This is a genomic window from Nitrospira sp., assembly GCA_029194675.1.
GTDB lineage: Bacteria > Nitrospirota > Nitrospiria > Nitrospirales > Nitrospiraceae > Nitrospira_D.
On record JARFXP010000005.1, the window covers coordinates 14,119 to 26,094 of the forward strand.

Annotated in this window: 12 protein-coding genes; 5 read left to right on the plus strand and 7 right to left on the minus strand. The window is 57.0% G+C overall.

Going from position 1 to position 11,976, the window contains the following annotated elements:
• Window positions 1–2: 2 nt before the first annotated feature.
• Together ccmB and ccmA are read right to left on the minus strand one after the other, a co-directional pair.
• Window positions 3–671 carry a heme exporter protein CcmB gene (ccmB, locus tag P0120_20875; GenBank protein ID MDF0676764.1) on the minus strand — a complete coding sequence of 223 codons (669 nt, stop codon included), beginning with the start codon at window positions 669–671 and terminating at the stop codon, window positions 3–5.
• 11 nt (window positions 672–682) lie between these two features.
• Window positions 683–1,303 (minus strand): cytochrome c biogenesis heme-transporting ATPase CcmA, encoded by a 621-nt coding sequence (gene ccmA / locus P0120_20880; protein MDF0676765.1) that lies wholly within the window; start codon window positions 1,301–1,303, stop codon window positions 683–685.
• Between the two features lie 223 nt (window positions 1,304–1,526).
• On the opposite strand from ccmA, the gene P0120_20885 reads away from it, so the two are divergent.
• The gene (locus tag P0120_20885) at window positions 1,527–2,078 is read left to right on the plus strand and encodes a DUF1269 domain-containing protein (GenBank protein ID MDF0676766.1); all 552 of its coding nucleotides are present in this window, start codon (window positions 1,527–1,529) and stop codon (window positions 2,076–2,078) included.
• A 381-nt stretch (window positions 2,079–2,459) separates the two neighbouring features.
• Window positions 2,460–3,668: a threonine ammonia-lyase gene (gene ilvA, locus P0120_20890; protein MDF0676767.1), complete on the plus strand. Its 1,209-nt coding sequence runs from the start codon at window positions 2,460–2,462 to the stop codon at window positions 3,666–3,668.
• 9 nt (window positions 3,669–3,677) lie between these two features.
• On the opposite strand, the gene P0120_20895 is transcribed toward ilvA, so the two are convergent.
• The 4 genes from P0120_20895 to P0120_20910 form a co-directional block, all read right to left on the minus strand.
• Window positions 3,678–4,931 carry a dicarboxylate/amino acid:cation symporter gene (locus P0120_20895; GenBank protein ID MDF0676768.1) on the minus strand — a complete coding sequence of 418 codons (1,254 nt, stop codon included), beginning with the start codon at window positions 4,929–4,931 and terminating at the stop codon, window positions 3,678–3,680.
• A 299-nt stretch (window positions 4,932–5,230) separates the two neighbouring features.
• Window positions 5,231–5,614, minus strand: a complete 384-nt coding sequence (locus tag P0120_20900) for a PIN domain-containing protein (protein MDF0676769.1) — start codon at window positions 5,612–5,614, stop codon at window positions 5,231–5,233.
• Window positions 5,615–5,680: 66 nt separating this feature from the next.
• Complete coding sequence (locus P0120_20905) at window positions 5,681–5,899, minus strand: AbrB/MazE/SpoVT family DNA-binding domain-containing protein (GenBank protein MDF0676770.1); 219 nt, start codon at window positions 5,897–5,899, stop codon at window positions 5,681–5,683.
• A 264-nt stretch (window positions 5,900–6,163) separates the two neighbouring features.
• Window positions 6,164–6,478, minus strand: coding sequence for a DUF2127 domain-containing protein (locus P0120_20910; GenBank protein MDF0676771.1), 315 nt, complete (start codon window positions 6,476–6,478; stop codon window positions 6,164–6,166).
• Between the two features lie 149 nt (window positions 6,479–6,627).
• Between P0120_20910 and P0120_20915 the strand changes: the two genes are divergently transcribed.
• The 3 genes from P0120_20915 to P0120_20925 all read left to right on the plus strand — a co-directional run bounded on the left by P0120_20915 (window position 6,628) and on the right by P0120_20925 (window position 10,546).
• On the plus strand, window positions 6,628–7,950 hold the full coding sequence (locus tag P0120_20915) for a nucleoside transporter C-terminal domain-containing protein (GenBank protein ID MDF0676772.1): 1,323 nt from the start codon (window positions 6,628–6,630) through the stop codon (window positions 7,948–7,950).
• A 132-nt stretch (window positions 7,951–8,082) separates the two neighbouring features.
• Window positions 8,083–9,798 carry an Eco57I restriction-modification methylase domain-containing protein gene (locus tag P0120_20920; protein ID MDF0676773.1) on the plus strand — a complete coding sequence of 572 codons (1,716 nt, stop codon included), beginning with the start codon at window positions 8,083–8,085 and terminating at the stop codon, window positions 9,796–9,798.
• Entirely contained in the window at window positions 9,788–10,546 is a 759-nt protein-coding gene (locus P0120_20925) for a PaeR7I family type II restriction endonuclease (protein MDF0676774.1), read from the plus strand. Before P0120_20920 ends, P0120_20925 begins: the two co-directional genes overlap by 11 nt.
• A gap of 88 nt (window positions 10,547–10,634) precedes the next feature.
• Here P0120_20925 and P0120_20930 read toward each other — a convergent pair whose 3' ends face one another.
• Entirely contained in the window at window positions 10,635–11,879 is a 1,245-nt protein-coding gene (locus tag P0120_20930; GenBank protein MDF0676775.1) for a TCR/Tet family MFS transporter, read from the minus strand.
• Window positions 11,880–11,976: the final 97 nt, after the last annotated feature.

Consider the following 11,976-nt stretch of genomic DNA (forward strand, 5'->3'; position numbering starts at 1 on the left):
TGTTACTCCAATGCAATCCGTAACGCCGCCGCAGTGGCCCAGGGCGCCAGAAAAAGAGACAGCACCAGACAGGCCCCGAGGAGCGACAGATTTGCTTCACCGCCGATTCCAGCCAGGCTGCTGGTGACGGCGCCGGCCCCAAAGATCAATATTGGAACGTAGAGTGGAAGCACCAGGAGGGCAACCAGTAGACCACTCCCCCGTACGCCAAGCACCAATGCGGCGCCGATCGCACCAATCATACTCAACGTGGGCGTCCCAAGCAAGAGCGACATCACCAATACTCCCAGTGATTCTCCGCTTAACCCGAATTGGAGCCCGAGCAGAGGTGAGAGCAGCACCACCGGCAACCCGGAGATCAACCAATGGGCGAGGACCTTCCCGACCACCAATACCGCAAGTGGTTGAGGAATCAGGACCATCTGTTCGAGGACACCGTCCAGATAATCCGCAGTAAACACACGCCCGAGAGACAACAGACAGGCCAACAAGGCTGCCACCCACAACACGCCGGGACCGATGGTCCGCAGCACCGCTGGCTCCGGTCCGACACCTAAGGGGAAGAGACTGACGACGATCACGAGAAAGAAGACCGACATCGCAGCGTCAGAACGGCGCCGCATCGCCAGCAACAGGTCGCGACGGACAATTCCACCTATAGCCTCCCACATACTGGAGCCGCTCATTCAGTCAGCTTCAGACGGTGCACAGTTTCCGAGGGAAGGGCGACTTCCTGATGTGTCACGACGACCGCCAGCCCTCCACGCTGCAGATGGGCATGCAGTCGTTGTGTTACGACCGTGGTCGCAGCCCTGTCGAGCGACGTGAACGGTTCATCCAGGAGCCATAAGGGACGTGTGGAGAGCCATAGTCGCGCCAAGGCGACACGGCGCTTTTGCCCTTGCGACAACACCTTTGACGGCAAATGATGGATGGGCCGCTTGAGCCCGATCGCCTCCAACGCCTCCTTCGCCCCATCGTTGGAACAGAGTTCTCCGGCGAGCGACATGGAGCTCGTGACATTTTCGAGCGGCGTGAGGTCGTCCTTAATCCCATTAAGATGCCCGATGTAGGTCAGCTGCTCCGAATAGAGTTCCTTGAGTTGTTGGATATCTTGCCCCTCCCACAAGACCGATCCTTGTTCAGGGGGCAACAAACTGGAGAAAATACGGAGCAAACTGGTTTTCCCACTGCCGTTTTCACCTAACACCGCCAGCAGCGATCCCCTCTCAACCTTTACGTTGAGATCGGAGAACAATCGTCGTTCACCGCGACTGCAACGTAATGAAACAGCTTGCAACATAAGGAGCTCCACCGACAGTGCGCGACGAGAGTAAGGGAACAGAGCGTGGAAAAACAAGGGGCGAGGATAGGCTTTGCCGCTACAGGGTTCGGAGCACCGTGACAAACCCCATCTTGCTCTGAGCCCAATCACACTGTTATCTAGTGCATGCGTCATAAGGCTGACCATCTGCCTCATCTAAAGTGGAGATCGGCTGCTCACGTAGAATCAAAGGAGAGGGATCATGAGTGAACTTGTCTGTATTGCATTTAAGGATTCCAGCACGGCCGACCGGGTGCTGAATGAACTGCGGGCTCTGGAAAGCGACTACGTGCTCGACCTGGAGGATGCAGTGATCGTCGTCCGCGATCAGGACGGCAAGGTGCATCTGAAGCAATGCGTCGATGTGTTTGGAGGCGCCACCACCCATGGCGTGGCGCTGGGCATGTTATGGGGAGGGCTCATGGGACTGCTTTTCATGAATCCTCTGGCCGGTCTTCTGGGGAGCCTTGCCGGCGGTGCGGGAGCCGGTGCTATAACCAATGCTGCCAATGAGTATGGACTATTAAGCGACTACGGGATCCCTGATAATTTCATCAGAGATTTGGGTAGCACGATCAAGCGCGGCACCTCCGCGATTTTCCTGTTGATTCGCAGTATTGACGAAGGCAAGGTGTTATCCAGAATTTCACAGTACGAGGGAACGATTCTCAAAACCTCGCTCAATAAAGACCAAGAAGAAAAGCTGCGGGCCGCCCTCACACAACAACATAACCAAAAGACCGGTGCACGATAGCACGGCTCGGAGAGCGGGCGAGGATTGAACATCATGGTGATCGCACGAAGAGGCACCCGCAGAAGCTCACAAATCGCTGGGCTTCCTCAAGACACCACAGCCAGTTCCTGTTCCCTGCCGCTTTCATCAATTCTTGATCTGCCTACGGCCTGATGGTATAAGCTGAACATGAGAGAAACAAACTCGGTATCCAATCAACCATGACGATCGGTCGGCAGGGCATTGGGATTAGCATGGCGGCGGCGATGATGATCGTCGGCTCCGCCTAAGCCCGCCTGCGACCGGAAACGTACGCGAGCAACGGCCCCTGGCGGATTCGGTTCCACCAGGGGTTTTTTATTGTCTAGGGGCCGGAGGAATCACGAGGAGGGAGCACGGAGCATGGTCAATCTTGAATCGATCGAAGCAGCCGCAACTCGCATCGGTCCGTCCATCTATGAATCGCCGTTGGTACACTCCAAAACACTGTCCCGGCTGAGCGAAAACGCGATTTTTCTGAAACTTGAAAATCTGCAGATGACCGGATCGTTCAAGGAACGCGGCGCGCTGAACCGCATCCTGACGATGACGGACGACGAACGGCAACGGGGAGTCATCGCGGCATCGGCAGGGAACCATGGGCAGGGCGTGGCCTATCACGCGACCCAGCGGGGCATCCCGGTGCAAATCTGGATGCCGCGTTCGACGCCGCTCATCAAGCTGACGGCGACCCGTGCCTACGGCGCGGATATCGTGTTGCACGGGGACAATTACGACGAGGCCTGCGAAGCCGCCATTGAACGGAGCGTGCAGAGGAAGGCCGTGTTTATTCATCCCTTCGACGACGACGCCGTCATCGCCGGACAAGGAACCATCGGGTTGGAACTCCTGAAACAGAACCCCGCGCTGGATGTGATCATTGTGCCGGTAGGAGGCGGCGGTTTGATCGGCGGGATCGGCTGTGCGGTCAAGGAGCGACAGGCTGCGGTGGAAGTGATCGGCGTTCAAACGGGTCGCTTGCCGTCGATGCAAACGGCTCTGCAACAACAGCAACCCGTCGATCTTCAGGCCAAGTCCACATTGGCCGACGGGATCGCCGTTCGAAAAGCGGGTGTACGCACGCTGCCGCTGGCCCACAAATATGTCGATCGGCTCGTCACGGTCGAGGAAGACGAGGTTGCGGAGGCGATTCTGATGTTGCTGGAGGGTGAGAAAACGGTGGCGGAGGGGGCCGGTGCCGTTGCGCTTGCCGCCGTTCTGCAAGCGAAAACGGGCCATCGCGGGAAAAACATCGCGGTGTTGGTGTCCGGAGGCAACCTTGATGTCACGCTGCTGGCGCGAATCATCGAGCAGGGCATGGTGCGGGACGGGAGACGGCTGCGCCTGCGAGTGCGTCTCCAGGACTATCCCGGCGCATTGGAAGGACTGGCATCGGTGATCGCCAAGGCCCAGGCCAACATCGTGGAGACGTCGTACAACCGCGCCCACTACGGGGTGAGCCTGAACGAAGCCACGATCGACATCACGATGGAAACCCGTGGGCGCGATCACGCGTCGGATCTATTGGCCGCGTTGACGAGCTCGCGTTATGAATTCAGCGTCGTCGAGTGAGTGCCTGGTTCAACCTTTTTGTTTTCCATCCAAAAGACAACTCACGTTCATGTCACCCATGACGTTAATCGCGGTACGGCAGCGATCGAGGAACCAATCCACGGTGAGTAAGACAGGGATGTATTGCACAGGCAGACCCACGGCAGTAAAGACCATGGTCATCGTCACCAGCCCAGCTTCAGGGATGCCGGCGGCGCCGACGGACGCAATGATGCTCGTGAGCACCACCATCACTTGCTGCTGAACGGTCATATCCATCCCGATCATTTGGGCAATGAACAAAGCCGCCATCGCCTCGTATAGCGCAGTACCGTCGTTGTTGAAATTGGCGCCGACCAGCGCTCCCATACCGGCGGACTGCTCGCGCAATCCCACACGCTCCTTGAGCACCGCATACGTCACCGGCATCGTCGCCGTCGAGCTGGCCGTCGAAAAGGCCATCACCAATGCGTCGCGTCCTCCACGCAAGAGTTCACCGGGGCGCACCCAGGAACCGAAGCGGATGCGGATGAGGTAATAGGCTGCTTGGATCGCGAGCGCGAGCAGCACGCTCAGTACAAAAATCCCAAGCGCCTTGAATGGAGCGAACCCTTCCGTTCCCACGATGCTCGCGACAATGCCGAAGACGGCAAACGGCACAAGCGCGATGATCCAGTGCAAAATCGTGATCAGCGATTCCAGGAAGAGTTTGACGAGCTGTCCTACCGTTCCAAGAGGCCGTTCACGTTCCTTGCGTAAGGCCATCCCAAACGCCACGGCGATAAAGATGACTCCGATAACCTTGCCGTCGTCAGCAAGCGGTCCGAGCAGGCTCTTGGGCACATTCTCAAGAAAGGTGACAAGAGGATTGGCCGCCTTCGTCGCTTCCTCGTGCGGAGCCGTCGGCGTGAGTCCCGCCCCTTGTCCCGGTTGAATCACATTGGCAATGGTCAGGCCGACGAGGATCGCGACTAAGGTATTCAGCAACAACAATCGAGGCAGCCGCATCGCAAGCGGCCCACCGAGGTGCGTCGTCATGAACGTGTGCACAATCGCCGCCAGAATCAGCGGTGGCGCAAGCGCGCCGAGGAGGCGCAACACGAGCTTCCCCGGCAGCGCCAACACAGCCGCTTCGCTTCCCAGCATCAACCCCACCATGACACCGAGTACCAAAGCCATCCCGATGCGCGCATAGAGCGGGATGCTCTGCCACCGGGCAATCAGGCCGGTTCTCGATGTAGAAGCCAGCGGTTTTTCCAATGCATTGTTATCCACAATTGGCATGACGAACCTTGTCTCAGCAGTGAAGCAAAATGCAAGCCGACCGAAAATGCCCGGATATTACATGGCACGAGGTTGCTGATGGTATCGGATCCGATTCAGAACTGAAGAAAAGGATACAGGATGCGGGCAAGATTCTAGCGCAGCGCCCCTACCATTTCGTTCCTACCCTGTTCGCCCTGCGCGTGCCGAAGAACTCACCACGAACGAACAACTGAAACGCGACACGAGAAGCTACTGACAGGTCCAAGAGACAGGTACAACCGAAGGGATCTCGACATCACCATAGAAACGCGGTGAGACTAGACCAGGTCATCCACGATGATGCATTCAATCTCTTTGACTCGCCGCAATCCGCGATCATTCCCGTAAAAACGCACGGCTTTATAGCCGATGGCAGTCGCTAAGTGTATGGCATCGGGCATGCTGAGGCGGTAGTGGGCACGCAACTCAGCCGCTCGATCAGTCAGATCCATCGTCAGCAGTACCCACTCGATCTTGGGGTAAGTGCTGGTCAGGGCAAAAATCTTCTGTGCCAATTCATCCTTCTGATCGCGATAGGGCTGAACCAACAATTCCAGAAGCGTCACCGGCGAAGTGACCGCGGCATTCTGCCCCCGTTCAATTAGATCAAACAAGGAGGCACACCAGGCTCCATATCGTGGGTGGTCTTCCAGAAAATAAATGAAGACGTTTGGTGTCGAGACCGATACGTTGGCGTTGGGCAGGAAGACCTTGGGACAAGGGAGTCCTTACCACGACCGACGCTCTCGCTTCAGGTAGTCGGCGGGATAGGTACCCTTTGCAAGCCCCTGTAAAGCCTTCGCATACCGTTTCGGCTTTGGCATGACAAGCGTCAGATCATCCTTCACAACCACCAGCAATTCATCGCCACCCTTGACGCCCATCGTTTGTCGGGCTTCCTTTGGAATGACAATTTGATTCTTGCTGCTGAGCTTCTGAACAGCCATGGGGCACCTCCTTCTCAGGCCTTTGCTTTACCACATAAAAGTAAAGCGCAACAATGTTCCAGCCATGGATGCTACTCGAACAGCCCCTATGTCAGGGAAGGCTTGGGACAGATGCTCGCGAGTGCATCGCATGCAGCTTCAATTGACTGACGAGGTAGAGCACAATCACAAGACTCAGCAACAACACACCGATGCGAACTATCGACACCCGGTCGATCACTTCATAGGGTTCGAATGGGAGTAGCAGGCTCGTTGAGATCACCGTCAGATGCGCGGCCCAGGAGCGCTCCAGCCAAAGTCCAACGTCTTCCAGCAATAACATCCTGGCATAGCCCAGGCTAACCAACGCCGCCACGAGACGCTGTGCGGTTGCAATGCGTCCACTTTCAGAACCAGCGCATGGATGATCCGAGAGTCAGCATTCAAATGAAGCGCTTCGATCAAACAGGAGAACAGCGTCGCAATCTCGGCAGGCATCAATTTCAGCAGGCCCAACCCGACAAGCAGCAACAGCACGCCTTTCACGAGCTTGAACAGGGCAATCGCGGCGAGACCGGTCTGGTGAGAACGCGTCGTCATCGCGTGAAGCGATTATCACACAGGACGAGGAAGTGGACGCGGTGGGCAGATCTGAGCGCGTTGACGCGAGACCCGAAGCCCTATTTTCTTTCTTGACGGCAGCCGACCCTCAGCGTAGCCTCCCGCCGGGCTTTCATCGGAAGGAGGACATGACGGTGGAGGATTGGCCGTACCGCCTGCTTGCGTGCATCGGTTTCGTGACGATCGCATTACTGGCCTGGGTGACGGGGACGCGCAGTCGGCTGAACTGGACGACCATTGGGGGCAGCGCGGCCTTGGCCTGGGGACTCGGTATCGTGTCCTTTTGGTTTCCGGGCTCCCGCTGGCTCTGGAGCATCATTAACGATATGGTGGTCGCCGTGCTCACCGCCTCGCAGAAAGGCACGATTTTTCTCCTTGGGCCTCTCGCACTTGGTCCCAACCAGACGTTGCCGGATGGGACGGTCTCGATCGGTTTTATCTTGGCGGCGCAAGCGCTGCCGGCCGTCGTGTTTTTTGCCGCATTGATGGCGGGTCTGTACTATTTGGGCGCCATGCAAGCGGTCGTGCGACTGTTTGCCCGGCTCTTTTACCGGACCATGGGCTTATCAGGAGCCGAGTGTCTGTCCGGCGCCGCGAATATCTTCGTCGGCATCGAGGCGGGCTTGATTGTCCGTCCCTACCTCGCGGCCATGACGCGGTCGGAACTGCTCTTGGTGCTGACGTGCATGATGGCGACCGTGGCGAGCACGGTCATGGGCATCTACGTGTCGGCTCTGCAACATGTGGTGCCTCAGATCGCCGGGCATTTGATTTCCGCGTCGGTGATTTCGATTCCTTGTGCGGTGCTCATCAGCAAACTCTCGTTTCCCGAGGATGGACAGCCCGTGACGCTGGGCGGCGTGCCTGCTGTTCCCACCGACCGGAACCCATCGCCTTCATCCGACAGTGAAGCAATCCCGCCGCCCTCCAACCTCATTGTCGCCTTAATTGATGGGGCGGGACAGGGAATGAAAATGGCGGTCGGCATTGCCGCGTTGCTGATCGTGTTTCTCGGAGTGGAAGCGTTGGTAGACCTGGCGCTGGCACAGCTTCCTGCGATCGGTGGAGTACCTCTCTCCGTCACACGGGTCCTCGCCTGGCTGACCTGGCCGTTCGCCATTCTCCTCGGTCTCCGTCCTGAAGAATGGCAGATCGGCGCGGACTTGCTGGGGTCGCGGTTTATCGAGACGGAAGTCGCGGCCTATTTCAAGTTGGCTGCGGTGCAATCCGCGTCTCCGCCGCCGCTCTCTCCACGGTCCCTCACGGCCATGACCTATGCCCTCTGCGGGTTCGTGCATGTAGCGAGCATGGGCATCTTTGTCGGCGGCATCTCCGCATTGGTGCCGCATCGGGCAAAAGATATCTCGGTCCTGGGCCTGCGCGCGTTGTGGACCGCCTATTTGACCACGTTGCTGACCGGTTGTATTGCCGGAGTCCTCGCAGCTTCCTAGACAGTGGCGCTCACCGATCCTCGTTAATAATGTCATTCTAAGTTCTGCATATCATATTCGCCGTCTTGAACGAATAGTGCAGACAAGCTAGTATCAGCCCGTTTCTCTTACGTTTACGCACTGAGGACTTCCGTGGCAGACAGTCCTACTCCCACCATTTCGACACAAGGCATTCAGCTTCAACTCCTCACACAGTCTCAACTCTCTCCCATTCTCGTACCGACCGAGCCCAAAGGCGTCGTCTACACAAAGCCTTGGGTAGTAGAACTGCTGTTGGAATTAAGCGGCTATTCGCCAGAGAAGAACTTGGTGGATGCTCTGGCCGTAGAACCAGCGGCGGGTGATGGCGCGTTTCTTGGCCCCATGATCACCCGCCTTATTGAGTCTTGTCGGAAGCAAGGCAGGCCTTTGTCCGATTGCAGCAACTCCCTACTTGCCTATGAATTGGATGAAATGAGTGCGGCCCGTGCAAAATACGTTGCTCAAAGTATCCTCGTAGACTTGGGTGTGCAGCAGCCACTTGTCACACAACTCGCTGAATCGTGGATCGCGACGAGGGACTATCTTTTCGATACCACCAGCAAGAAGGCCGACTTTGTCGTAGGAAATCCACCCTACATACGCCTTGAAGACATTCCAGAAGAGAGTGCGATGATATATCGCAACGCTTATCCCACCATGCGGGGCAGAGCCGATCTCTATGTGGCATTCTTCGAGGCGGCGCTTCGTCAATTAACGCCCGGTGGGGTCTGCGCATTCATTTGTGCGGACCGATGGATGAGGAATCAATATGGAGCGGAACTGCGGCATCTAATCACGTCCTCTTACAGCGTTGAACTGATTTTGGGCATGCATGACGTCAATGCGTTTGATAACGAAGTTGATGCGTATCCTGCGATCACAATTATTCGATACCGCCGACAGAGTGCAACGGTCGTGGCCAACGCCACTCCTCAAACTGAAACCGTTCAACCCAAACTGTTGGCGACAACGCTTCAACCCAATTATCGCCGCAAGTCGTCAAGGCATTCCCCTTCAATCCATGCTGCAGTCGTCAGCAACTGGTTCAAAGGATCGGATCCATGGCCCTGTCATTCACCCGAGCAACTGTCCCTTCTTCGCCAATTAGAGGATACTTTTCCACCGCTCGAAATAAATGCCAAGGTGGGAATAGGTGTCGCAACCGGGAACGACAGCGTATATATCACAACCGACCCGCACTTGGTGGAGCCCTCACGTCTTCTAAAGCTAGCACTCGCCAAAGATACAGCCAGCGGAACATTTGACTGGTCTGGCCACTATCTTGTGAATCCTTGGAATAAGACGGGGCTCGTCCAACTGAGCACCTATCCGAAGTTGAAGGCCTATTTCGAGCATCATGCGAAGGCACTGAAGAAACGGCATACCGCAGAGAACAATGCAGCTGGTTGGTATAAGACCATTGACCGTGTCAATCATGCCTTGATTGAGACCCCCAAGCTCTATATCCCGGACATCAAAAATAGCCTCGAACCTGTCCTTGATCGCGGGAAGACCTACCCTCATCATAACCTGTATTTCATTCAGTCAAATAATTGGGATTTGGAAGTCCTTGGAGGTCTGCTCTTATCTGCAATCGGCCAATTCTTCGTCGAATCATATGGGGTTCGAATGAGAGGCGGTTACTTGCGCTTCCAAGCACAATATCTGCGCCGAATCAGGGTGCCCTTTCCTGACACCCTCTCGAAGTCCCAGTCGAAGGAACTCAAGGAAGCGTTTCGCCATCGAAATCGGCAGCAAGCCACAATGGTAGCATTGGACATTTATGGTATCGACTCCTCACTGATGAGGGCGGCTCTTGGACGTTGAAAAGAGGCTGCGCGCCGCCGTTCAAAGTTACTGGGACGCTCGGAGAAAAAATAAAGAAAAACAGGTTCAGTCGGGGAAAATCGATGCCGGTACGCGTGGAGAGGTCACGGGCGGTACGCAAATGGGCGCGCTGGAAGTCCTGGTCTCGGACATACTTTGTGAGGCCGGGCTCAAGAAGGTCGATGTCAGGACAAGAACCGCCCTTGAATTGCCGGGATATTTCAGAGCGACGAAAAAATGGGACCTGATCGTGGTGTCTGAAGGCGCATTGATCTTAGCCATGGAATTCAAGTCGCAAGCAGGCAAGTCAATCGGCAACAATGTCAACAATCGTTCCGAAGAAGCCGTGGGCAGCGCGAAAGATATTTGGACCGCATTTCGAGAAGGCCGCTTCGGACAATTTCCGCCTCCGTTCTTGGGCTATCTGTTTCTCCTCGAAGATCGCGACAATGTGAAAACCCCCGTCGTCAATAAAGAGCCCTATTTCCAAGTTGATCCGGAGTTTCGCGGTGAGGCCATCAAGAGCAAAGAACGATCACGATATATAGGGGTGTCGCATAGCAGAAGATATGAACTGCTCTGCCGACGCCTAGTACTGGAGCGGCTCTATACGTCAGCTTGTTTTCTGATGGCGACCAATTCACCAAAAACAAAGATTACACAGCCCGCCCCAGATCTAACCTTCCAGCGTTTCGTAGCCGCTCTGCAAGGTCACGTCGTAACATTCCTCGGAAGCCGCAGCGCCTAGTGACCTGGGACGGATGTGAAAGGGGGGGTCTTTTCAATCGCCGCGCATCTCACACGCAACTCACCGAGGATCAACGGAAACAACTTGTCTATGGCCCGCTCGCTTTCGTCGTCCACCACATAATCACAGCCGCGCCGAGCAGCATGAACGAGGCGAGGATGAACGGTGCACCTGGCAATTCGAGCGACGTGCTGGAGGCAGAGTCAGATCGGATGAAGTAGGCGAAGGTCTGCGTGAAGAGGGTCGGTCCGATCAGGCCGGTCACGCCGTTGATGCTGGCGATGGCGCCCTGCAGCTGGCCCTGTTCCACACTGCTGACCCGGCGCGTCATGAGCGATTGCGTCGCCGGACCGGCGAGTCCCCAGAAGGCCATCACGGGAATACCGAGACAGAAGATCCAGCCCTTCGGCGCGGTGCCGTAGACGAAAAAGCCGACCGCCCCGCAGAGCAGCCCGATCAACACCGTCCTGCGTTCGTCAAACCGATTGGTGATCGGACGAATCAGTCCGCCCTGCACAATCGTCGCGGCCACGCCGACGCCCGCCATCATCAGGCCCACGCTGGCTGTCCCCCATCTGTAGCGATAGCCCATGTACAGGACCGACACGCCTGGAAGTACCGCATGGGCGAGATAGCCGAGGAACGAGACCGTCGCGAGGCCGAAGAGTTCATGGTGCGAGCGCAACAGCCTGAGCGACCCGATCGGGTTGGCCCGCGCCCAGGTGAACGGCATCCGTTTGTCAGGCGGCAGGGATTCAGGAAGCACAAAGAATCCGTAACAGGCGTTCATGAGACTGAGTGCCGCCGCGCCCCAGAACGGCAGCCGAGGATCAATCGCACCGAGCCAACCACCCAAGGCAGGACCGAAGATGAAGCCGAGCCCGAAGACCATGCCGATCTTGCCGAACGCCGCCGCGCGCTGCTCCGGCGGCGTCACGTCAGCGATATAGGCTCCGGCAGTGCTGAAGCTGGAGGAGGCCATCCCAGAGATGACACGGCCCGCCACAAGCCAGACCACGTTCGGCGCGAGGGCCATCACGATGTAGTCGAGACCCAGTCCCAGGTTGGACAGCAGCACGACCGGCCGCCGACCGAACCGATCGGACAACGCGCCTTGAATCGGCGAACAGAAAAACTGCATGAACGCCCAAGCCGTCCCCATCAGCCCATAGAGCACGGCCGCCTGCGCCGTATTGCCGAAGAAAAATTCCTCGACGAGTTTCGGCAGCACCGGAATGATGATGCCGAACGACAACATGTCGAGCAGGACGGTGACGAGAATGAAGAGAACCGCGGCTTGGCGCGGTGCGGTCGTGGCCGGCGGGTGGCTCATCGCCGCCGCATCCTACCAGACTTTCCCCCACGCAGTGCTTCATCACATGGTACCCCTGTCAAGCGGAGATTGAGGCTCGACTCACCTATTGGCGTCG